Source organism: Bacillus multifaciens, assembly GCF_030756675.1.
Lineage (GTDB): Bacteria > Bacillota > Bacilli > Bacillales > Bacillaceae_G > Bacillus_A > Bacillus_A multifaciens.
In genome coordinates this window covers 22,322-44,986 of record NZ_JAVBXD010000035.1, presented here as the reverse complement: position 1 = coordinate 44,986, position 22,665 = coordinate 22,322, and the positions used below count along the sequence as shown (strand labels likewise).

Annotated in this window: 18 protein-coding genes; 3 read left to right on the top strand and 15 right to left on the bottom strand. The window is 36.8% G+C overall.

Annotation, left to right across the window (positions count from 1 at the left end; all coding sequences use genetic code 11):
• Window positions 1-130: 130 nt before the first annotated feature.
• The 6 genes from Q9306_RS19185 to Q9306_RS19160 all read right to left on the bottom strand — a co-directional run bounded on the left by Q9306_RS19185 (window position 131) and on the right by Q9306_RS19160 (window position 8,989).
• Window positions 131-1,324 (bottom strand): acetate kinase, encoded by a 1,194-nt coding sequence (locus tag Q9306_RS19185; protein ID WP_306201353.1) that lies wholly within the window; start codon window positions 1,322-1,324, stop codon window positions 131-133.
• Between the two features lie 299 nt (window positions 1,325-1,623).
• A complete protein-coding gene (locus Q9306_RS19180) occupies window positions 1,624-2,610 on the bottom strand; it encodes a class I SAM-dependent methyltransferase (protein WP_306201351.1) in 987 nt (328 codons plus the stop codon).
• Between the two features lie 339 nt (window positions 2,611-2,949).
• Window positions 2,950-3,450: a thiol peroxidase gene (gene tpx, locus Q9306_RS19175; RefSeq protein ID WP_306201349.1), complete on the bottom strand. Its 501-nt coding sequence runs from the start codon at window positions 3,448-3,450 to the stop codon at window positions 2,950-2,952.
• Between the two features lie 152 nt (window positions 3,451-3,602).
• The gene (locus tag Q9306_RS19170) at window positions 3,603-7,721 is read right to left on the bottom strand and encodes a right-handed parallel beta-helix repeat-containing protein (protein ID WP_306201347.1); all 4,119 of its coding nucleotides are present in this window, start codon (window positions 7,719-7,721) and stop codon (window positions 3,603-3,605) included.
• A gap of 226 nt (window positions 7,722-7,947) precedes the next feature.
• Window positions 7,948-8,343 (bottom strand): GerW family sporulation protein, encoded by a 396-nt coding sequence (gene ytfJ / locus Q9306_RS19165; RefSeq protein ID WP_306201345.1) that lies wholly within the window; start codon window positions 8,341-8,343, stop codon window positions 7,948-7,950.
• 16 nt (window positions 8,344-8,359) lie between these two features.
• Window positions 8,360-8,989 (bottom strand): DUF2953 domain-containing protein, encoded by a 630-nt coding sequence (locus Q9306_RS19160; protein WP_306201343.1) that lies wholly within the window; start codon window positions 8,987-8,989, stop codon window positions 8,360-8,362.
• Between the two features lie 155 nt (window positions 8,990-9,144).
• Between Q9306_RS19160 and Q9306_RS19155 the strand changes: the two genes are divergently transcribed.
• On the top strand, window positions 9,145-9,948 hold the full coding sequence (locus Q9306_RS19155) for an NAD kinase (protein ID WP_306201341.1): 804 nt from the start codon (window positions 9,145-9,147) through the stop codon (window positions 9,946-9,948).
• Window positions 9,949-9,974: 26 nt separating this feature from the next.
• Here the strand turns inward: Q9306_RS19155 and Q9306_RS19150 are convergent, their stop codons facing one another.
• The 8 genes from Q9306_RS19150 to refZ all read right to left on the bottom strand — a co-directional run bounded on the left by Q9306_RS19150 (window position 9,975) and on the right by refZ (window position 19,680).
• A complete protein-coding gene (locus Q9306_RS19150) occupies window positions 9,975-11,537 on the bottom strand; it encodes an amidohydrolase (RefSeq protein ID WP_306201339.1) in 1,563 nt (520 codons plus the stop codon).
• A 19-nt stretch (window positions 11,538-11,556) separates the two neighbouring features.
• The gene (locus Q9306_RS19145) at window positions 11,557-12,129 is read right to left on the bottom strand and encodes a 2'-5' RNA ligase family protein (RefSeq protein ID WP_306201337.1); all 573 of its coding nucleotides are present in this window, start codon (window positions 12,127-12,129) and stop codon (window positions 11,557-11,559) included.
• 133 nt (window positions 12,130-12,262) lie between these two features.
• Window positions 12,263-13,849: an acyl-CoA synthetase MbcS gene (gene mbcS / locus Q9306_RS19140; RefSeq protein WP_306201335.1), complete on the bottom strand. Its 1,587-nt coding sequence runs from the start codon at window positions 13,847-13,849 to the stop codon at window positions 12,263-12,265.
• A gap of 201 nt (window positions 13,850-14,050) precedes the next feature.
• A complete protein-coding gene (locus Q9306_RS19135) occupies window positions 14,051-14,245 on the bottom strand; it encodes an alpha/beta-type small acid-soluble spore protein (protein WP_306201333.1) in 195 nt (64 codons plus the stop codon).
• Between the two features lie 79 nt (window positions 14,246-14,324).
• Entirely contained in the window at window positions 14,325-15,536 is a 1,212-nt protein-coding gene (gene thiI / locus Q9306_RS19130) for a tRNA uracil 4-sulfurtransferase ThiI (RefSeq protein ID WP_306201331.1), read from the bottom strand.
• Between the two features lie 6 nt (window positions 15,537-15,542).
• Window positions 15,543-16,685 (bottom strand): cysteine desulfurase family protein, encoded by a 1,143-nt coding sequence (locus Q9306_RS19125; protein WP_306201328.1) that lies wholly within the window; start codon window positions 16,683-16,685, stop codon window positions 15,543-15,545.
• A 261-nt stretch (window positions 16,686-16,946) separates the two neighbouring features.
• The gene (gene ezrA, locus Q9306_RS19120; RefSeq protein WP_306201326.1) at window positions 16,947-18,656 is read right to left on the bottom strand and encodes a septation ring formation regulator EzrA; all 1,710 of its coding nucleotides are present in this window, start codon (window positions 18,654-18,656) and stop codon (window positions 16,947-16,949) included.
• Window positions 18,657-19,041: 385 nt separating this feature from the next.
• A complete protein-coding gene (gene refZ, locus Q9306_RS19115) occupies window positions 19,042-19,680 on the bottom strand; it encodes a forespore capture DNA-binding protein RefZ (RefSeq protein WP_306201324.1) in 639 nt (212 codons plus the stop codon).
• Between the two features lie 177 nt (window positions 19,681-19,857).
• On the opposite strand from refZ, the gene Q9306_RS19110 reads away from it, so the two are divergent.
• Window positions 19,858-20,337 carry a GAF domain-containing protein gene (locus tag Q9306_RS19110; protein WP_306201320.1) on the top strand — a complete coding sequence of 160 codons (480 nt, stop codon included), beginning with the start codon at window positions 19,858-19,860 and terminating at the stop codon, window positions 20,335-20,337.
• Window positions 20,338-20,515: 178 nt separating this feature from the next.
• Here Q9306_RS19110 and megL read toward each other — a convergent pair whose 3' ends face one another.
• Window positions 20,516-21,691, bottom strand: a complete 1,176-nt coding sequence (megL, locus tag Q9306_RS19105; RefSeq protein ID WP_306201318.1) for a methionine gamma-lyase — start codon at window positions 21,689-21,691, stop codon at window positions 20,516-20,518.
• A gap of 351 nt (window positions 21,692-22,042) precedes the next feature.
• Between megL and rpsD the strand changes: the two genes are divergently transcribed.
• Window positions 22,043-22,645 carry a 30S ribosomal protein S4 gene (gene rpsD / locus Q9306_RS19100; protein WP_090918220.1) on the top strand — a complete coding sequence of 201 codons (603 nt, stop codon included), beginning with the start codon at window positions 22,043-22,045 and terminating at the stop codon, window positions 22,643-22,645.
• Window positions 22,646-22,665: the final 20 nt, after the last annotated feature.

The window sequence follows — 22,665 nt, the reverse complement described above, 5'->3', positions numbered from 1 at the left end:
TCTTATTTTTTATTGTTTCGTACAATTTTTTTATACATAGTTACAATAAAGGTCATCAGAGGTTGGGAAACCCAAAGGGTTTCCCAACACTCTGAAAAAGACGGGAATCATCCCGTCTTTTCATCATATATTAACCAATATTTCCAAGACGTACTACGTCACGAGCAATCATAACTTCTTCGTCAGTTGGAATTACGATAATTTTCACTGGAGAATGTGGGAAGTTGATGAATGCTTCTTCGCCGCGAATATTGTTACGTTTTGAATCAAAGTATACGCCCATAAACTCAAGGCCTTCTAATACACGCTCACGGATTAGTGCACTGTTCTCACCAATACCAGCTGTAAAGATGATTGCGTCTACACCTTTCATACGAGCTGCATAAGAACCAATATATTTATGAATGCGGCCGATAAAGATCTCTAGTGCTACTTCTGCACGGTGATTTCCTTCTTCTTCAGCTTGCTCAATATCACGTAAGTCACTTGAGAATCCAGAAAGACCTAACATACCACTTTTCTTGTTTAATACGTTCAGAACTTCATCTACAGATTGTCCTGTTTTCTTCATAATGTATGGAATTAACGCAGGGTCAAGGTTACCAGAACGTGTACCCATTGTTACACCAGCAAGTGGAGTGAAGCCCATAGATGTATCGATAGATTTTCCGCCTTCAACAGCTGCGATACTTGCACCGTTACCTAAGTGACAAGAAAGTAAACGTAAGCTTTCAAGTGGACGGCCTAATAATTCAGCTGCACGCTCTGTTACATACTTATGAGAAGTACCGTGGAAGCCGTATTTACGGATGCCATATTTCTCATAGTATTCGTAAGGTAAGCTATATAAGAAAGATTCTTCCGGCATTGTTTGATGGAATGCTGTATCAAATACTGCAACTGATGGTACGTTCGGAAGAACTGCTTGGAACGCTTTAATACCAACAACGTGTGCTGGGTTATGAAGTGGTGCTAACTCACTTAAAGCATCGATTTCTGCTAATACTTCATCAGTAATTAAAGCAGAATCATCAAATTTTTCACCGCCGTGTACAACACGGTGACCGATACCGCTAATCTCATCAAGAGATTTCACAATTCCATTTTCAGTTAATTTATTAAGTAACATACTAACTGCTACTCCATGATCTGGAATATTTGTTACTTCAGTTTGTTTTTCACCATTCACAGTAATTGTGAAGATAGCATCGTCTAAACCGATACGTTCTACTAAACCTTTTGTTAATACTGTTTCACTTGGCATTTCGAATAATTGGAACTTTAAGGAAGAGCTTCCTGCATTAATCGCGATGATTTTTGACATCTAGTCTTTCGCCCCTTTTTCTCTAGCTGTGTGGAATCTCTCCACAAACCGCTCTATTTTATGTCTTTAATTTTTTTTCAGATAACAGAACCGTTTCACTGATAAAAATTTAATACTCACGATTTTAATTTAAACATCGTACGACATATATTTCAAGTGAAAAAATTGTAACACGATTATTTTTTTTATATTACAGATTGAATGTTTTTAATTTCGCCACTTATATATATTACTTAATTTTGTAAACAATATAAAACTGTACTATATATGAGTATCTATCTGTTATATACGTACCCTTTTTAGTTTTTCTCAACAAACCAACCATTAATTTGCTGCATAATGTTCTCCATCGCTTGCATGTTAGAGAATTTTGGTAGTTCTACTAATAGCGCTTGTTTTGGCATTTGTACGTTTTGCCCTTTCTTTTGGAGAACAAATATACTTTTTGCATTTTTTTCATTCTTAAACATGGAAACAGGTAACTGTAGTAAACCTTGCACAAAACATGTTTCTTTAATAAATGCATGAAGCTTTGGTGCTTGATCGCTTTCAAAAATGAAGTTTGGCACTAAGAAAAATAAATAGCCGCCTTCTTTTGTATGTTTGACACTTTGTTCAATAAAAAGATGATGTGCATAAGACATACCTTCGTCTGCTTTTAACGTATATTCACTTGCACCGATTTCATTTGGATAATAGCCGATTGGTAAATCACACACAACCGCATCAACTGGATCAATATAAAGAGAAGCTAGTCCATCTTGATTAAAGAACTCGACCGCTTGTTTTTGTAAATTCGCATTGACTAGTGCAAGTTTAACAAGTAAGTCATCCACATCTACTCCAAAGCCACTCATCGTTGTACCTTCTAGACAACCATTGAAGATTGTCGTTAATAAATTACCCGTTCCAATTGCAGGATCTAGTACAGTTATTTCCTTTTGATCCTTCATAAATTTATGGAACAAATAACTCATAAACATTCCAACTGCATCAGGCGTCATTTCATGATTTGCTTGTACGCCGTCTTTCATCCCTTTTAAGATGGCCAGTTGAAACGCTTTGCGAATTTCTTCGCCTTTATAGTTTTCTTCATTAAACTTGCTATATTCACGCTCTAATCTTTCAATTGTTGGTTGTTCTAGGCCTTCTTGTAAAATTGTTCCTTCAAATAAATTATCACCTGTCTCTACAAGTGCTTCTAAATACGTTATATTTAATTCTTTACGTAAAATTACGGCAGAAGAATCAAAAATAGAAAATAATGTTTCTACTGTTGAACTCACTAAAATTCCTCCTTCAAACTAAAATACACATAACTTATATCATACCATATTCTAAATTCTTTTCATTCATATTGAATCGACAATATATAAATGAAAATGTAAAAAAACAAAAACTCTTTTTTAGGTGGGCGAGAGCATCTGGCCATGCATAGTAGCGGTTAGGGCCTTTTTCTGCCACATGCAAAGGGTTAAAACGAAGAGAGAAAGCGAGTGCGAATCACTTTTTGTTCTGCATAACAATGACTCATGTTCAAAAATCAAAACGAATTTACATATATCAATACTTGCTATCATAAAAAAGCGACCTCTTCATTAAGAGGTCGCTCTTTGTTGCCCGTATTACTTCGCAGCTTTTGCTGCTTCTAATGCTGCTTCGTAATTTGGATGGCTTGTACCTTCACTTACGTACTCTACGTAAACAACTTTGTCGTTGCTATCTACTACGAATACTGCACGTGCAAGCAAACGAAGTTCTTTCATTACAACACCGTATGCCTCACCAAAAGAAAGGTCGCGGTGATCAGAAAGCGTTGCAACATTCTCTAAACCGTTAGCTGCACACCAACGCTTTTGAGCAAATGGTAAATCAACGCTAATTGTTAATACTTTTGCGTTTTCAATGCTAGCTGCATCTTCGTTGAAACGACGAGTTTGCGCATCACATACACCTGTATCAATAGATGGTACAACACTAATTAATTTCACTGCGCCTTTATATGTTTCTAAAGTTACCGGAGATAAATCATTTGCTAACACTTGGAAGTTCGGTGCTTGATCGCCTACTTTAACTTCTGTGCCAACTAAAGTGATTGGGTTTCCTTTAAACGTTACGTTTGCCATTTGAAAATCCTCCCTTTTCTAAAAACAAAGTATGTACAGTGTTAATGATAGTCATAATGCCCTTAAAATACAAATGAAACTAACTCAATTTATATAATTTTTTCAACAAAAGAGCCTATTTTAATTTGCACATATTCCCTGATTTCACTTTTTTATTGCTCCTGTTGTTGTAAAAGTGCCTGTATATCTTCCACACTAATTGTATATTTCCGTTCTTCCATTCGCTCTTCTATTGGCAAGGTAGCGATACGATAATCTAAATTTTTCATTGCCTGTTCAATAATCTTACGAGCCAAACCTGCATTCCCATATGTTTTATCGCGATTTTCATACAGATAAGTAAAATATTCAACAAGCATGTGTCTTGCTTCGGCTGACATACTATACAGCTTTTTAGTCATATAATAATTTGCAATTTGAATCATTTCTTCTGGTGTATAATCTTCAAATACAAGGCGGCGATCAAAGCGACGACGAAGACCTTTATTGCTATCAAGGAACTCTTCCATCTCATCTTCATATCCAGCAACTAATACGATAAATTCTCCGCGTTTATCTTCCATTTGTTTTAGCAATAATTCCACAGCTATATGTCCAGAATCATTACTCCCCTTATTCGTCAATGTATATGCCTCATCAATAAACAGTGTGCCTCCCATTGCTTTTTGTAATACACCCGCTGTTTTCTCTTCCGTTCCCCCTTGATATTTATCAACCAATTCTTTTCGGTCTACTTCCACACAATCTCCGCGCTCTAAAATTCCTAATGCCTCATACACTTTTGCAATAATTCGCGCAACCTCTGTTTTTCCTGTTCCTGGATTACCAATTAACGAAATATGCATGGAAAGCTCTCTTATATCCTTACCTTCTTCTCGATAATAAGAAACAAGCTGGATTAATCTTTCAATTTCTTTTTTCACCTTTGTTAAACCGATTAAACTATCCAAACGGTCCATTTGCTCTTGTAGTAATTTCTCATTAATTGGAACAGCCACTTTTCTTGCATCTCTTTGTTGGAATGCTTTTTCAACATCCTCCAAACGAATTGTCGTCAATACTTCTTTGTTCTTCCATTCACTTCTTGGTAATGTACTAATTCGGTTCGCTTGCAATGTAATCCATTTATCTACTTGTTCCCGAACCGTACGTGCGTTTCCAAAATGTTCATCCCGCTTTCTATACAGCCATACAAATTGTTCATATACATAATTTTCCGCTTCCTCTGTTAAGCGGTACTTCTTATCATCTAACAAGCGATTTCCAATTTCCATCAATTCATCTGGTGTATAATCTTCAAATTTCATATAAGATACAAAACGGCTTTTCAAACCTGGATTAGAAGCAATAAATCGTTCCATTTCTTTCTCATAACCAGCAACGATACATAAAAATTCTCCGCGATGATTTTCAAGAGCTGCTAATAAAACTTCAATAACTTGTCTCCCAAAATCACGTGCTCCATCTTCAATACTTAACGAATATGCTTCATCAATAAACAAAACTCCGCCCATTGCTTCATCGATACGCTGTTTTGTTTTCTCTTCAGAATGACCAATATAGGCTCCCACCAAGTCTTCACGCTTTACTTCAACAACATGTCCTTTTTCAAGCAGTCCAAGTGATTTATATACTTTCCCTAGCAAACGAGCAATCGTTGTTTTTCCCGTCCCTGGATTCCCATAAAAAACGGTATGTTTTGGTTTAATATCTCCCCCGGAGTCAAGACCTGCTTCTTTTCGATAACGAGTAATTTCTACAAGGTTAATTAAGTATTTAATTTGTTCCTTAATACTATTCATTCCAACAAAACGTTCTAACTCTGTCATTATATCGTTCGATTCTATAATTTCCTGCTGTTCTTGTACTTCTTCTACATCCTGTTTTTCTTCTTTTGATTCTTTAGTGGATTGTACTTTCTGACGCGTTACTTCTACATACGTTTTACAATTTTCTAATGTAGCTGAATGATCATCAGTAATTTGATAAGCTGTTTTTTCTATATCAAAACACTTGATATCCTTTAAAGTAATTTGACTTTCAGATGAAATCTTAATGCCCATAAAAGCATCATAAATGTTACACTTTTGAACAGTACCTTTTACATGTGAATTGATTTCAATTGCCGATGATTCCTCTACTTGAGACATTTCACATTGTTCTATCCAAAATTCACTTTCTTTTTCCACTAAAAATATTGGATTCTTACAATGATTAAAACTACTTTCCTTTACATCAAATTGACTTTCTTCACTATATATCATTGGATATTCAAATTGAGAAATACTCCCATTTACAAAACCAACGTTACTATTATTTTTCATATTAAGTGCATTCCCACCACAATTTTTAATTTGAATTTTCTCGATTGTAGCTTGTCCCTGATTTAGCCAGACAGCTGTTCCTTGGCAATCATATATATCACACTCTATTATTTTTGAGTTGCTACCACTTACGACTCCAACCCCTCTTAAAGAGTTATACATTTTATTTCGTTGGAGCAATACTTCGCTTTCCTCATAAATTTCTACGCAATCTTCATTGAAATCTGATATATTACAATCTTCAATAGAAACAACGCTATTCTTATTAATATTTACAGCCGTATATTGTCCTTTATACAATTCACTCTTTGTAAGTGTTAGATAACTCTCCTCTATCCAAATCATTGAATAGTTATCACTAGAAAAATTAAATATTTCACATCCCTCTATTGTCAACTGACTGTTTCCTATAAAATTAAAAGCATTATTATTCCCCTCATATAATTTACAATTTATTAATTTCAAATTACTTTGTACCCCTTGAATCATTGCATAGGATTCATTTTGAAATTGACAGACTTCACATTCTTCCATGATGGAACCACTGTTATTTTCTAAATAGATTGCATCTCTAGTACCCTTATAAATTTTACATTTTTTAAACTCCGGAATACCTTGGTTAACATATATAGTAGAATATTTTTCATTTGAAAATTGATATATTTCACATTCTTCAAAAAGGCCGCCGCCATTTTGATAAAATGATATTCCGTTCGCTTCACCATCATGAAATTTACACCTTCTAAACATCGGGCTACTAGTAATTACTACTACAATTTGATCTTTAAAATTAAATGCTTCACACTCTTCAATAAAAGGTCGACTTTCTTCTTGAATATAAAAAGCAGATGATTCCCCATCATACATTTTACAAAATCTAATGCTAGGCTCTGACTTCACAATTCGGAAAGCATCGCCTTCCGTTTTATAAATCTCACAATTTTCTATTACCGGTTTACTTCCTTCACTTATATAATAAGCATTACTTGCAGTATAACTAATTTTACATTTCTTCCATGTAGGTTGACTCGTTTCTATCCAAATCGCTGGATATTCTTCACCTAATAAATTAAATATTTCACATTCCTCAATTAATCCTTCACTCTGCTCTTTAAAAATTACCGCATTTGTGTTTCCATCAAACATTTTGCAACCCTTCATAGCTGGCTGACTCTCATGAATATATATCATTGTATTTGTAAACTTAAATATCTCACAATTTTCTATTATCGGTTTACTTCCCTTTTCTATGTGGAAAGCATTACTTTGTCCATCATGTATTTTACATTTCTTTATGGTAGGAGCACTATTAGATATATACAGAATGGCATCTTGTATATCAAACAAGTCACAGTTTTCTATAAATGGTTTGCTATTATTTTTCATAAAAATAGCATTGCTCACACTATTATAAATGCGGCAATTTTTTATAATCGGATTACTATTATTAATAAACAGAGATGGATATTTTTCACCCTTCATCCCATGTATTTCACAATCTTCTATTGTCCCTTGACTTCCCTCTCCAAAGTTGATTGCATTTGTATACCCACCAGTTATTTGACAGAATTGCATATACAATATCCCTTGTCGGTTCACCCATACACCTGAACCATTTTGAGGATAAATATCGCAGTCTTGTATTTGTATTGTTCCAGAAGAACAATTTATTAAAGCTGCATCATCTTGTCCAAGCTGACGAACTTGAATGCCTTTTATAAATGTTTTGCTCCCATTCTCAATGAAAAAGGCTGTTTGAAACGTTTCAATTACAGTATCATTCTTATCATCTTCGCTAATTATGTTAATATCTTTATCAATATGGATATTTTCTCGATACACACCAGGTTTTACTACTATTGTTGTACCTGGTGAGGCACCCTTTACGGCATCTGCAATTGTTTTATACCTTGAAAAAAAGGATTTTGAAACTATAACTTCATTCATACGCTGGATCTCCCCTTCCACAATAATCCATATTTTACATTATACATAAATATAAAATTAAAAAGAATTAATTTTCCGAGTTAAATGATATATACGTTCTATAAGGGTCTTACTGCCCGCGAATAACAGAATAAATCTAAAAAAGATGATTTCTGTTAATACAGAAATCATCTTCTTCATGTAGCATCATTTTTTAACGTCCTTTACAAAAGGTGCATTTCATTTTCTATATTTCATACTCCGGCTGTTCATCTTTTTGTTTGTTCATCATTTCTTTCACTTTATCAACTGCTTGCGGTGCTAATTCCATGATTTTATCAAGTATATGCGTCTGTTTATCTAAATGAAGTACTTTCACACCTTCACTATTTACAACGAGAAAAGCAACCGGGTTAATGGAAACACCGCCGCCGCTACCGCCGCCAAATGGATGATGATTATTATTTTCCAGTTTTCCAAATTCACTACCACCTGCCGCAAATCCAAAGCTTACTTTAGAAACTGTTAAGATGACACTTCCATCAGGTGACTGAATTGGATCACCAATGATTGTATTTACATCAATCATATGATTTAAATGCTGCATCGCTGTTGTCATTAATCCTTGAATTGGATGTTCCATATAATCCTCCCTATATTTATTGCTGCATCGCATGATCTGTCGTAATAACTCCTTGCTTCTTCAAAAATATAAACAGCTTAATTACCGCCTTAACTGCACGATATATACGAAACGAAGCCGTTAATTCACAATGTGATGCCACAGTTTTCCCTTGAAAGATTGGAGTAATCTCAAGTTGCGGCGCACCAATAATTTCTGCATATTGTCCGGCAACGCCAACAATGATTCCTTTTACTGACCATGCATAGCCTGTAATAACTCCAGTACTCGCTGCATCACCTGTTCCAATTTGCGAATACCATCTCCAATTGTTGATTTTCACTTTTTGCAGAAAATCTTTAATCATAGTATGGATTTCTTGCAGCCTTTTTATAATCTCCGCTGCACTGTCAAGCCATGCCACAAATTTTTCCTCGGTTCCGCCTTCCTCTTCTGCTTTGTCAATTTTTTGATTTGTTTTCCTTTGCTGCTTTTCGATACGCTCTAACACATCAAACGTATAATGAATCATCCATATCTTCACTTGAAACAAACATTGTTTTTCTGTTTCGGTATATAACAAACTAATTTTTAGCGATAATTTCGATAACAAAATAAGTAAGACAAACAAAATAAGTATTCCAATTCCAATCGCAAGCCACTTCATCGTACCATCCTTTCATACCATATCCATTATCGACATGGTATGAAAAAAATAAACGAAATTGAAAATATAGATTTTTCTAAAAATAGAAGGATTTTTTATATTTTTATCGAAATATACTATTTGAACATATTATTTACTGCATGGAGGGATACAAAATGGAAGATCGTCGCAATTTATTTTTCTTTTACGGTGATGATAAAGCAACGCTTATTGAAAAAATGAAACCAGTATACGACATTTTAAAGGAAAACGGATTTACAATACTAGACCATCCAAAGCACGCAAACGCTATCATTAGTGTTGGCGACGACGGTACATTTTTGCAGGCTGTTAGAAAAACAGGATTTCGTGATGATTGCTTATACGCAGGGGTTTCGACAACAGATGATATTTCCTTTTACTGTGACTTCCACATCGACCATGTCGATAGCGCCCTTCAAGAAATCACAAAAAATGAAATTGAAGTAAGAAGATATCCAACAATCCAAGTAATTGTCGATCATGACACATCGTTTTATTGCCTAAATGAATTTTCACTGCGCTCTAGCGTGATTAAAACATTTGTATTAGATGTGTACATCGATGATTTATATTTTGAAACATTCAGAGGGGATGGCTTAGTTGTTTCTACCCCAACAGGTAGCACTGCATATAATAAATCACTAAGCGGCGCTGTCGTGGATCCATTAATTCCATGTTTCCAAGTAAGTGAGCTTGCTTCCTTAAATAATAATACGTACCGGACACTTGGTTCTCCGTTCATCTTAAGCAACGGTCGTACGTTAACATTAAAATTAACTCATAATGACAAAGATTATCCTGTCATGGGTATGGATAACGAAGCACTTAGCATTAAGCAAGTCGAAAAAGCAGTTGTCCGTTTAAGCGATAAGCAAATCAAAACAGTAAAACTAAAAAATAATTCGTTCTGGGAAAAAGTGCAAAGAACGTTTTTATAAAGAAATAAAGGCGGCATGTGCCGCCTTTATTTCTTGTATACTACCTCACCATCTACAACCGTCATCATAACGTTTAGCTCTTTTATTCCCTCTTCTTGCACGTTAAATATATCTTTAGCCAATATAGTGAAGTCTGCCTCATACCCCGCTGCAATTTTCCCGCGGTTCTCTTCTTTTCCAATCGCATATGCGCTTCCTGTTGTGAAAAGTGAAATAGCTTCAAATACTGTTAACCTTTCTTTTGGCATGTAACAGTTTCCATCCACAAAGCTCTTTCTTGTTACAGCGCTATATATACCTAAAAGCGGATTCACCTGCTCGATTGGTGCATCTGAACCGCCCGCACAGTGTAAACCAGCAGCAAGGAGCGTTTTCCATGCATATGCATACCGAAGACGCCGCTCTCCTAACTTTTCAATAACAGATGGAAAGTCAGAAGAAACGAAGACAGGCTGAATATCTAAAATTGCCGGGAGCTTCTTCATGCGCTGGATTAACTCTTCACGCGCAAGCTGACAGTGAATAATGCGGTCCCGCTGCCCTTCTTTTGGCGGATGCATTTCAAGCGCATCGATTACATATTCAAGTGATAGATCACCAATTGTATGAATTGCGACAGGCATACGAAATTCTCGTGCTTGTTTAACGAGTTCCGCAAGTTCAGCACGGGAAAAAATAGCAACGCCATTCGTTTCTTTTGCATCTTCATACGGTTCGCTAAGTAGCGCCGTTCGTCCGCCAAAGGAACCATCCGAAAAGATTTTCATCGCTCCAAATTCAATATAATGTGTATTCTCATATTGCTCACGTTCGTGCGCTACTTCATGATGAACAAGAAGATGTGCTTTAAACGGTAAATCTCGAATCACTTCCGTAAAGGCATTGTATGTTTTTTGAAAACCACCATAGTAGTTTAAGTCTTCTGTATGGCCGCCAACTAGCCCATATTTCCAACAATCTTGAATTGCGGTTTGCAGTGCCTTTGTTAAATAATCTGCATCGATGTTTGGTAGAATAGGAGCGATTAAATCTTGCGCTTGTTCATACAATAATCCTGTAAATTCACCATGTTGATCGCGGCCAATTTTCCCGCCTTTTGGATTTTCCCTACCTTGCATAATTTCAGCTTTCTCAAGAATATAAGAGTTCACCAACATTACATGACGGCAAACTCGTTTTAATAAAATAGGATGCTGGCGTGACAAATCATCTAAATCCCGTTTATGTACATCTTTTCGATCTGTAAAATTGTTTTCATTCCAGCCCTCGCCAACAATCCATTCTCCTTGCTTCGTTATTTTCACTCGCTCCGCGACAAGGTTTAGTACTTCCAGATAAGATGTGCATGCTGATAAATCTAAGCGAAGTAATCGTTCTCCGTGTCCAATAAGATGCATATGGCTATCAACAAAACCAGGGAGCGTTATTTTCCCTTCTAAATTGAAGAACTGTTTCGGCTGATACCGTGCCTCTAGTTCTTCTTTCTTTCCAACAGCAATAATTTTACCGTTTTCTACGTAAACTGCTTCTACGACCGCGCATTCTTCTTCCATCGTATAAATCTTTCCGCCATGCCAAAGTTCTCCCATTTTTTCTCCCCCATTTTGATTAGCTATAAACATTGCTTGTGACACCCCTTAACCTTTTCGAAAAAATAATAGGTGCATTCACACATTTTTCATTTTTATATTCTACTTTTATTAGAGCAATTTCCCTAATAACCGCATGTATTTTCTCTATTCTATTTGTACAATATCGAAAAGCTTCATGAAATTTTTCTTCCGTTAAGTGATTAGCAATTGTGCAATGCGGGATCCAATTGTCAGGAAGATATAACGAAGATGAATGATCGCTATATGTTTTCATTTTCTCATGGAAATTGCGATGAAAATCCAATAACGTTTTCGTAGGTTCAGGCGAAAGAAATACTGTCTTAGATGCTAAAAATGTTCCCAATGTGCTTAGCGTTATAGGAATGCTACTCGTCTCTTGTAAAACTCGATTCATGTCTTCTATAAAAGATTCTTGTTCAACATTTTGATAGCTAGCAATGGTAATATGTGGTCTTCTATCAGGAACCTCTTTAGAATAATAAGAAATGTCGTTTCTACACAATTCATCCCATACTGTATGTATTTCTTTTTCTACTGCTTCATCAAATAAAGCAATTACGCCATACATTCTCTCTACCCCCAATTTTCCCATCATAAAAATATTATCTTAATTTTCTTATAATAAGATTATAAAACACTCTCTCCCATAAAACAAAAAACCCAATTCCATTCGGATAGAATTGGGCAGAGTGAAGTGTATATTACTTTGAAGCCAGTTCCATTTCACGTTTTCGCAGCTCCACGCGGCGAATTTTACCGGAAATCGTTTTTGGCAATTCTTTCACAAATTCAATTTTACGCGGGTATTTATAAGGCGCCGTTAATTCTTTCACATGCTCTTGCAAGAGCGGGATTAACGTACTGTCTTTCTCATCAATATTTTCTTTTAACACGATAAAGGCTTTTACGATATTTCCTCGTATTTCATCTGGACTTGCCACAACCGCACATTCTCTGACGTATGGATGTTTGACTAGTGCATCTTCCACTTCGAACGGTCCGATTGTATAGCCGGAGCTAATAATTATATCGTCGCCGCGCCCCTCAAACCAAAAGTAGCCATCTTCATCCTTTTTAGCCTGATCACCTGTAATGTAATAATCACCGCGAAATTGCATAGCCGTACGCTCTGAATCTTTATAGTATTGTTTAAATAAAGCCGGTGTTTTCACATGTACTGCAATATCTCCTACTTCTCCCGGAAGAACTGGCTTACCATCTTCATCTACAATATCAACTTGATTGCCCGGCGTCGGTTTTCCCATCGAACCAGGTTTTATTTCCATTCCTTTTAATACGCCAACTAGCAATGTATTTTCTGTTTGACCATATCCATCACGAACCGTTATATGAAAATAATTTCGGAATGTATTAATAACCTCTCTGTTTAATGGCTCTCCTGCTGAAACCGCACTATGCAAGGAAGAGAGATCATACCGCTGTAAGTTTTCCACTTTCGCCATTAAACGATATTCAGTTGGCGTACAGCATAGTACATTTACTTTGTTATCACTTAATAACTGTAAATATGTTTCCGGATCAAATTTCCCATGGTACACAAATCCCGTTGCACCTGAACCGAGCGTCGCAAGAAACGGACTCCACACCCATTTTTGCCACCCTGGACTTGCTGTTGCCCATACAACATCATTCTCTTCAATTGCTAACCAATTTGCAGCGCTCGTACGAAGATGAGCATACGCCCAAGCATGCGTATGTACAACGCCCTTCGGATTGCCCGTCGTTCCAGATGTATACGATAAGAACACCATATCATCACACTTTGTCTCTGCCATTTCTAATACAGCGCTCTCTGTGTTAAGCGCGTACTGTATATTCTTCCATCCTTCTAGCGGTTTTTCGCTTAATACAAATTTATGAAGAGAATGCACTGCTTCAATTCCATCGAATTGTCCTACATACGGTTCATAGCTTACAATCGCTTTTACTTCTCCATGCTCGATTCGGTATTCAATATCTTTTTTGCGCAGCATTTCTGAACTCGGAATAACAACAAACCCCGCTTTAATCGCAGCAATATACGTCATATATGTTTCAATAAGACGCGGCATCATAATAAGAAGCTTGTCCCCTTTTTGCAGACCGCTTTTTATAAAAGCGTTTCCAATTTTATTCGCTCCTTGTAACAATTCTCCGTATGTGACTTCCCTTTTATTCCCTTGATCATCTTGCCAAATAAGTGCAAGCCTATTTGGCTCATGTGCATAACGCTCCATTTCTTCGACTAAATTATACATCGGCGGCGCTAATAGCTCTTCCCGGTTCATACTCTTCCCCCTTTATTTTATCCATCCTCTCTTTAATAATATAGAATTTTCTGTAAATTTTAAACTATCTTCTTTTGACAAATTTGTTTATATTTTGACCAATTGGCTACAATAGTAGATGTTTTCTCTTATTTTTTGACAGAAAACAACAAAAAGAAAGAGCGGGAAATCCCGCTCTCTCTAAGCCATTATATATAGTTGTTATCGTTGGAAACCGCCTAATTGTTGTTCAGCCATTGAAACTAAACGTTTTGTGATTTCACCACCAACAGATCCGTTAGCACGAGATGTTGAATCTGGTCCAAGTTGTACACCGAACTCTTGAGCGATTTCGTATTTCATTTGATCTAAAGCAGCTTGCGCACCAGCAACTGCTAATTTACTTGTGTTTGCCATATGGTATCACCTCCTTGTGAGTATAGAGTGTGATAAACCATATAGCTTCATACATATTTTTTAATGGTAATTTATGGTTTTAAAATAAATCTTCAAACTTTTCTTCTTCTGCTACTTCTACTGTTTGCAATACCATTTTTTCTGTATTTGCAACAGCTGATTCAATAAGCGGTGTAAAATCATAGTATGATTCAAATTTATTCGCTTTTTCACGCTTCGGTTTTGTTGCCGGACTTGCTGGTGTAAAGACTGTACAGCAATCTTCGTACGGACGGATTGAGATGTCATACGTACCGATTTCGTTAGCAATTTTAATAATTTCTAGCTTATCCATCGCAATAAGAGGACGAATAATTGGATAATTTGTTACTTCGTTTATCGTATGCATACTATCTAACGTTTGACTTGCTACTTGGCCAAGACTTTCACCTGTTGTAAGAGCAAGTGCGTTGCGCTCTTCTGCAATTCGCTCTGCAATTCGCATCATCATACGGCGCATAATTGTCATTGAATAGCTAGATGGAATTTCTTTATTAATTGTTTTTTGAACTTCTGTAAACGGTACAAGGTGAACTGTCACGCGTTTACAATACTTCGTTAGCTCCTGTGCTAAGTCAATTACTTTCTGCTTTGCACGCTCGCTCGTAAACGGGGGACTATGAAAATGAACAGCTTCCACTGATACGCCGCGCTTCATTGTTAAGTAAGCTGCAACCGGACTATCAATACCACCAGAAAGAAGAAGCATTACTTTTCCTCCAACACCAACTGGAAGACCGCCAGCTCCCATGCGCTCATCACACATAATATAGCTATAACCACTTCGAATTTCAATGCGGATATTTACATCTGGATTATGAACATCTACGGTAATATCCTCTGTATTTTGTAAAACATATCCCCCGATTTCTGGAAGCAGTTCCATCGTTCGCATCGGAAAATGCTTGTAAGAACGGTGAACTGTAATTTTAAATGTTTTTATGTCACCTTTTACTTGCAGAAAAGCAGCAAGGGCACCTTTTTTAATTTCTTCTAAATCTGTTGGTACTTTCATTGCTAAATTAAACTTGTGAATCCCAAACACGTCTTTTAATTTTTCCGCAACTGCTTCATGATCTTCACCATTTAACTGAATATACATGCGATCATGCGTCGCATCAATTTTTAAGTTTGTAAATTTTTTCAATTTATGTTTCACATTATCTTTTAATGTGCTTACAAACTTAGAACGGTTCTTTCCTTTTGTTGTCATTTCGCCGTAGCGAACTAAAATGTACTCGTATGTCATCATCTTTCCTTACCTCATCACTTCATATAATTTTGGCAATGTTTCTTTTATAATTCCTTCGAATTGTTTTACTTCTTCCAACGTATTTTCCGCAGTTAAACTAATACGAATTGCACTTTCTGCTACCGCATGCGGCAAGCCCATCGCTAGTAAAACGTGGCTTACTTCGTTTGCTCTTGAAGAACAAGCAGATTTTGTTGACACATACACATCACGTTCTTCCAAAGCATGCACAACAATTTCTGGCTTTAATCCCACAAATGATACATTTAAAATATGCGGTGCCGTATGTTCTTTCGGCGTATTAATTGTAACATCCTTCATACCCTTAAACATACGAATGAGTTCTTCTTTTAACGCACGAAGATGCACCGTATTTTCGGACTGTTTTTCTAAAGTCATTCGCAAAGCTTTGATCATCGCTACAATTCCTGGCAAGTTTTCTGTACCAGAACGGTAACGCAACTCTTGTCCACCACCCGATAAAACTGGATCGAGCCTTACACCATCACGAACAAATAGAAGTCCTGTTCCTTTTACACTATGGAACTTATGTCCCGAAATTGTGCAAAGATCAATATGACTTTCATGCAAATCAAGCGGTGCTTTTCCAATTCCTTGTACATGATCGACATGGAATCGTACTTTCGGGTAGTTCGCTAATAACTTTCCAACTTCATCAACAGGCTGAATCGCACCTGTTTCGTTATTGACGTGAATCATAGAAACAAGAATAGTGTCATCTCGAAGAGCACGTTTCACATCTTCAACTGATACAACACCATTTTCATTTACCGGCAAATATGTAACGTCAAAACCACGGTTTTCTAGCTGCTTATATGCTTCAAACACAGAAGCGTGTTCAATGTTTGTTGTAATCATATGTTTACCACGGGCGCGATTTCTCATCGCAATCCCCTTAATTGCAAGGTTATTTCCTTCCGTTCCTCCAGATGTAAAGACAATTTCTGAAGGCTTTACGCGAAGAAGCTGAGCAGCAATCGTACGTGATTGCGTTAATAAACGCTCTGATTCTCCTCCAAGGGAATGAATAGAAGAAGGATTTCCAAAATACTTTCCTGCAACTGTCACATAAGATTGTAAGGCTTCCGGGTACGGCTTTGTCGTCGCACTATTATCAAAGTAAATCATCGTTATTCCCCTTTCACCGATATCGAAATCCCCTAAAGTGAAACTTCTTTACTTTACGAGAAAGATCTTCGTAGCGGGATAATCATATCATACATTCATGCGTTTCCGCTAAGCCTGCTCATAGTTTCCGTCATTAAAGCGGAAGTATGCTTTTCTGCTTTCAACGAAAAAAAACGCTCCATATTCCGCTATTCATTATAGCAATATTACACCATAATGCATACAAAAGTTATTTACACAAAAAACAAACCCCTTAATCAATTAAGGAGTTTGTTCTAAATCAACAAATTCAGCAATTTTTTGCACGATTCCTGGTTCAATTTGCTCTAATACAGAAGCGGCTTGTTCTAGAGCTGCATCATATTCATATTCACGGAACAGTTGCTCAGCGTTATCTAAACTTTTCGCCAGCATATCATCGTGACTACGATAACGATTACCGTACTGAATTAATTTTTCTACTAAATATGCTTGTTCAATTAACTCTTGCGTTGCTTCGTGAACACCATTTACAATCGCTACCGCTTCTTCTAGTGTGCGATTCACTGCGCCCATATCAAGCGGTTTTAATTCGAGTTGCTCATACACACTATGCATTGCTTGTTGTCCATTTTGCAATTCCGCTACGATACTATCTGGCAAACCTGGTAAATTTGATTTTTGCATCATCCGCTTTGATTCCATCAGTGTATGGCGCATTTCTTTTAAAGCCTCACGCGCTTCAAACTCATCTTTACGCATCATTTGCAGCATGTCTTTGTACTCATCATGAATTACTTTTAACGTTTCACATTGCTCATAAATTTCTTCTAATTCTTCTCGAATGACAGAAAATGCGATATCTTGCTCTGCAATGCGAAGCTGCAACACTTCAAAACGCTTCATTAAAATGTGCATCTGTTTTTCAACCACTTTTTGAGATTCGATATCTCTATCCTGTAATTGATAACTTTGTTTCACAAATTGTGTTTCTGCTTTCGTTTCCAGCGCTTCTTCTCGAATTGTCTCTAAATCTTCGTATACAGTTACCGACTGCTGTTCAACATAATGTTTTGCTCTTACTTCTAACTCTAATTGTTCATATAACGCATCAAGATTTCCTTTTAAAACTTCCATTTTTTCTTGCGCTTCTACTACGTGTAGAGATTCTAAATCAGCAAGGCACATTTGCAATTGTTTGTCCATCTCTCTTACTTCTTTTGGGATTTCCAAATGATTTAGTACATAACCTTGTTTTTTCATATCGTCGTGACCTTGTGATAAATCTTCTAATTGCACCGGAAGTGTCGTTTGACATTCTACTAATAATTCTGGTACTTCATGCACAATTACTTCCAAATGCGCTAGTCCTTCTTCTAAACTCACCACAATTTCACGCGCTTTTAAGTAATCTCCATTTTGTGTTGCTTCTTCAAACGTTTGAAATTTATTTGACCCATCATCAAGCAGCCCTTCAATTTTCTTCTCGGCTGCGCCAAACATATGACGATGAGCAAGCACGCTCTTTTTCAAACTGCGATATGTATCACGTAACTGCTCAATCTCTGAATTGTTTTTCTCATAGCTTTCCAACAATTCTTGCAGCTCATTTAAAATATCCATAATTCGATGATCTGCTTCATCTAAACTACTAATGGATTCATTAATTGAATGTTTTGCTTTTCGGAAGGAAAATTGCGCGGCAAATTTTTGGGCGCTTTCTAATTCTTTTTCTGCTTTCGGAAGAATATTAGCGACAATTTCATCCCATTCATTGCGCCATTTTTCAAACAGCTCTTCTGTTTGTCCAGTCATTTTCAGCTCTTTCACTCGCTTCAGTTCATCCGCTACAGGCTTATCTTTAATTTCTTTTTGCCATTGCCCTAGTGCTTCGATATCTTTATATAAACGATTTCTCATCACAAGCTCTACGATGAGGAAGAGCAAGATAGCACTCACGATGATGACAACGATTGTCAAGATTGAATCCATTCAAAATGCCTCCTATTTATCTGTTTTTTGTCCGTTCCGTTTTTAAAAATGGAAGGCGTTATGTAAGAAAAGGGAAATCCCCCATATTTAACAACTAGCAATGTATTAATCATACCATGTAATTATATGTTTTTGGCCTAGTTTTTCGAAAAATTTCATGAAAGAATTTACTATTTTTAAGTCAATTCCGTACACAACTCAAACTCCAAAATTATAATGACTAAAAACCTCTATTTTCTTTCAAAACAAAAACATTAATATCACATTATAGTTATACTACTATGTTAGAATTTCAAAAAGAAGATACCACTTTATAAAAAACAAATAAAAACAGCTTATTCCCATACATATTGGCAACAAGCTGCTTTACGTTTTTTGATTTTTTTTATACATACGCCGCTCTCGGCAGAGGATATTGTAAATGCTCTGTACAAAGAGTTTGCTCCATCCACTGCTCTACTTCCTTCATATACATTTCAATAAAAAAGATTTCTGACGGAAAGGAATGCAGCACTTCTGATATATATTGTGGATATAAATACGGCATACTGATCATTCCCTTTAACTGCGTCATAAACATCGTAAATGATACATTTTGAAATTCTTTATTTTCTTGCCCTTGTCTAATGAGTTGCTCCATATAGTATCTCTCTTTTGAAAAGTAAATCGTCATGATTTCGCGAATTAATGTGCTATCTAACGAAAGTTCTCTGTAGAAAAAACGAGTAAGTTCTCTTCGCTCAAACTGATATTGTAAAATATTTCTCACCATCTGAAATATTACTTCTTTTGCAGACAAAAAATTTCGCTGTTCAAATTTCATTTCAACAATACGTAAATAGCCCTCTAAAAAGTCTGTTACCAACTGTTCCAGTAATCCTTGTTTTCCGGAAAAATAATAGGAGATATTTGCAGCATTGACATCTGCTTGTTTCGCTATGTCACGCACTGATGTACCATTATAGCCTTTCGCATAAAATAGTGAAATTGCTGCGTCGATGATCTTCTGTCTCGCCTGTGTCATACACTCACTCCTTTTCATCCCGCTGTTCGCGGGCAATAAAAGCACGATTAATTGAACTTGATGTAAATTTCTTGACTTTTAAGACAAATTCCTTTAATTTTCTATCGACAAAGTCTTGCGAATTATAGCTTATTTTGCAATGATTTTACACTAACCTACAGAAAGGGCGGCGTTTCCATGTTCACAGCAGAAGAATATACAGGTACACGTGAGGAACAATACAGCACAGTGATAAAACAACTCGATGCTCTATTAACAGGCGAATCAAATGTAGTAGCTAACTTAGCAAATGCATCTGCTTTACTCAATGTGTTTTTGCAAGATATTAACTGGGTAGGTTTTTATGTAACAGAAGGAAATCAGCTCGTACTTGGACCATTTCAAGGATTACCAGCTTGCGTTCGTATTCCATTTGGCCGCGGCGTATGCGGCGTAGCAGCAGAAACGAAAACGACACAACTTGTCGCTGATGTCCACAAGTTCCCTGGGCATATCGCCTGCGATGCAGCTTCTAATTCAGAAATCGTTATACCGCTAATCAAAAATAATGAAGTCATCGGCGTATTAGACATCGACAGCCCAAACAAAGGGCGCTTTGATGAAATTGATCAAACCTATTTAGAGAAATTTATCGAGGTTTTATTAAAACATATATAACGAGAAGGAGCTGCCTTAAGGTCAGCTCCTTCTTAGTGCACTCGTTGTATCGAACATAGCCGAAGAATCTTTATATCGTGTCGAATCGCCGATATATTCTAAAAAACGGTCGATATATTATGAAAATCGCCGACATATTGCAAAGAACGGTCGATATATTTGGTAGACAGTATTTTTCTTACGATAAAGCCGTTTTTTCTTTTTGCAGTGCTTGCGCTAAGTCTCTTACAATATCTTCCCAGGACTCAAGCCCTGCAGATAGGCGTAATAAGTTATCAGAAATACCCATTTGCTCACGAACGTGTTTCGGAATGACCGCATGTGTCATCGTTGCTGGGTGCTGAATTAACGTTTCTGTATCACCAAGACTCACTGCAATGGCAATTAATTTTAAGTTATCCATTATAGCTTGTGCCTCTGCTTTTCCTCCTTTTACTGTAAACGACAGTACACCGCCCCCGCGCTTCATTTGTTTATTTGCAAGCATTCCTTCCGGATACCAAACATCTTCTACTAGTTCATGATTTCGAAGAAAAGCAGCAATTTTTTCGGCATTGTCAGAATGACGATCCATTCGAACTGCTAATGTTTTTAAACCTCGTAAAAGTAACCATGCATCAAACGGTGCCATAATCCCGCCAACATCTTTACGAATCGGACGAATTTTTTCGGCAAGCTCATTCGTTTTACAAATTGTAACACCGGCCACAACATCACCATGACCGCCAATATATTTTGTCGCACTATGCAGGACGATATCACAGCCTATTGTAAGCGGTCTTTGCAAGTACGGTGAACAAAATGTATTATCCACAATAACGAGCAGTCCATGCTGCTTAGCTACTTTGACGACAAGTTCTAAATCAATCAATTTCATCGTTGGATTAATCGGTGTTTCTACAAAAATGATTTTTGTATTCGGCCCAATACTATTTTTTATCTCCTCTTCAGTTTCCATTTCGCATAATGTATGCGTAATTGTAAATTTCTCTTCCAACATTTCTAAAAATCCATACGTACAACCGTATAAGCCATTCGAACAAACAATATGATCTCCAGCTTTTAAAAAGGCAAAAAGTGTTCCTGAAATAGCTGCCATACCGGAGCCAAACGCAAGTGCCGCTTCTCCTTCTTCTAACGCTGCCATTCTTTCCTCAAATAACTCAACTGTCGGATTTCCAAGTCTAGAATAAATATAAGCTGAATCATACCCAGCAAAGCTTGCTTCTCCTTGCTGCGCTGTTTCAAATGTATACGTAGATGTTTGAAATAACGGCGGTGTTAAACTTCCTTTATGCTGCGCCGCATCATACCCATGATGAATTAACGTCGTTTCGATATGTTTCTTTTTCATGCAAACATCCCCCTTATATCCCATCTTATGTAAGCGTTTTCTATCTGTTACTATCCTTTCCATGAGCATTTACAAAATTCCTTCTTGCATTTTTCCAAAATTTGAATGTATAAAATGAAATTCGATGTTCTTGACTCTCTCCTAATAAACAGATATAATAGCCTTTGTGTAAAATAAAAAGGCAGCCTTGTAATGTGAGTTTATTGTTTGTATTTTGTTCCTCACGATGAGGTGTATCGTGTAACTCCCTGCTGCTGGAGCGAGGATACATGAAAATGAAATACGCATAAATGTCAATTACGTCTGTTTTTATTTTACAAAAATAAAAACATTTTAAAGGAGGAGTCATTCATGGCTCGTTATACAGGTCCATCTTGGAAACTTTCTCGTCGTCTTGGAATCTCTCTAAGCGGCACAGGTAAAGAATTAGAAAAACGCCCTTACGCACCAGGTCCACACGGTCCTAACCAACGTAAGAAACTTTCAGAATACGGTTTACAATTACAAGAAAAACAAAAACTTCGTCACATGTACGGCATGACTGAGCGTCAATTCCGTCGCACATTTGACCAAGCTGGTAAAATGATGGGTAAACACGGTGAAAACTTCATGATCCTTCTTGAAGCTCGCCTTGACAACCTAGTTTACCGCATGGGCTTAGCTCGCACTCGTCGCGCTGCTCGTCAATTAGTAAACCACGGTCACATCATGGTAGATGGCGCTCGCGTAGATATCCCATCTTACCGCGTTAAACCAGGCCAAACAATCAGCGTTCGCGAAAAGTCTCTAAACCTAGCTGTAGTTAAAGAAGCTATCGAAGTTAACAACTTCGTACCTGAGTACTTAACTTTCGATGCTGACAAATTAGAAGCTACTTTCACTCGCTTACCAGAGCGCGCTGAGTTAGCTGCTGAAATCAACGAAGCGTTAATCGTAGAGTTCTACTCTCGTTAATGACGAAAAGCCAATCCTTT

Bases quoted from the DNA above. Each gene is read 5' to 3' on its own strand.
- Q9306_RS19185 (WP_306201353.1), bottom strand. From the start codon at position 1,324: ATGTCAAAAATCATCGCGATTAATGCAGGAAGCTCTTCCTTAAAGTTC.
- tpx (WP_306201349.1), bottom strand. From the start codon at position 3,450: ATGGCAAACGTAACGTTTAAAGGAAACCCAATCACTTTAGTTGGCACA.
- Q9306_RS19170 (WP_306201347.1), bottom strand. From the start codon at position 7,721: ATGAATGAAGTTATAGTTTCAAAATCCTTTTTTTCAAGGTATAAAACA.
- ytfJ (WP_306201345.1), bottom strand. From the start codon at position 8,343: ATGGAACATCCAATTCAAGGATTAATGACAACAGCGATGCAGCATTTA.
- Q9306_RS19160 (WP_306201343.1), bottom strand. From the start codon at position 8,989: ATGAAGTGGCTTGCGATTGGAATTGGAATACTTATTTTGTTTGTCTTA.
- Q9306_RS19155 (WP_306201341.1), top strand. From the start codon at position 9,145: ATGGAAGATCGTCGCAATTTATTTTTCTTTTACGGTGATGATAAAGCA.
- Q9306_RS19150 (WP_306201339.1), bottom strand. From the start codon at position 11,537: ATGGGAGAACTTTGGCATGGCGGAAAGATTTATACGATGGAAGAAGAA.
- Q9306_RS19145 (WP_306201337.1), bottom strand. From the start codon at position 12,129: ATGTATGGCGTAATTGCTTTATTTGATGAAGCAGTAGAAAAAGAAATA.
- mbcS (WP_306201335.1), bottom strand. From the start codon at position 13,849: ATGAACCGGGAAGAGCTATTAGCGCCGCCGATGTATAATTTAGTCGAA.
- Q9306_RS19135 (WP_306201333.1), bottom strand. From the start codon at position 14,245: ATGGCAAACACAAGTAAATTAGCAGTTGCTGGTGCGCAAGCTGCTTTA.
- thiI (WP_306201331.1), bottom strand. From the start codon at position 15,536: ATGATGACATACGAGTACATTTTAGTTCGCTACGGCGAAATGACAACA.
- Q9306_RS19125 (WP_306201328.1), bottom strand. From the start codon at position 16,685: ATGATTTACTTTGATAATAGTGCGACGACAAAGCCGTACCCGGAAGCC.
- ezrA (WP_306201326.1), bottom strand. From the start codon at position 18,656: ATGGATTCAATCTTGACAATCGTTGTCATCATCGTGAGTGCTATCTTG.
- refZ (WP_306201324.1), bottom strand. From the start codon at position 19,680: ATGACACAGGCGAGACAGAAGATCATCGACGCAGCAATTTCACTATTT.
- Q9306_RS19110 (WP_306201320.1), top strand. From the start codon at position 19,858: ATGTTCACAGCAGAAGAATATACAGGTACACGTGAGGAACAATACAGC.
- megL (WP_306201318.1), bottom strand. From the start codon at position 21,691: ATGAAAAAGAAACATATCGAAACGACGTTAATTCATCATGGGTATGAT.
- rpsD (WP_090918220.1), top strand. From the start codon at position 22,043: ATGGCTCGTTATACAGGTCCATCTTGGAAACTTTCTCGTCGTCTTGGA.